The sequence below is a fragment of the Streptococcus oralis genome (assembly GCF_001075875.1).
GTDB classification, from domain to species: domain Bacteria; phylum Bacillota; class Bacilli; order Lactobacillales; family Streptococcaceae; genus Streptococcus; species Streptococcus oralis_I.
In genome coordinates this window covers 1-234 of record NZ_JUOS01000013.1, presented here as the reverse complement: position 1 = coordinate 234, position 234 = coordinate 1, and the positions used below count along the sequence as shown (strand labels likewise).

The window sequence follows — 234 nt, the reverse complement described above, 5'->3', positions numbered from 1 at the left end:
ACCAGAGAAATACGTTGTTTCTGAAGAGAAATTCGATATCACAGGCGACAAGCTCGTTGATGATGATAAAGAGTTGGCAGACAAGTACGCAGATACCAATGCGAACCCATATGCGGACGATGCATCAAACAACGAAGCTCAAAACTTGAACACCAAGACTGTGAAACGTGGCGACAAGTTGGTTTACCAAGTATGGTTGGATACAACTAAATTTGACGCAGCTAACAAGGACAA

At 42.7% G+C, this 234-nt stretch carries 1 protein-coding gene; it reads left to right on the top strand.

The window, feature by feature from the left end; all coding sequences use genetic code 11:
* Positions 1 to 234, top strand: a 234-nt coding sequence (locus ADM33_RS00710) for a hypothetical protein (RefSeq protein ID WP_049502744.1), incomplete at both ends; no start/stop codon positions are given.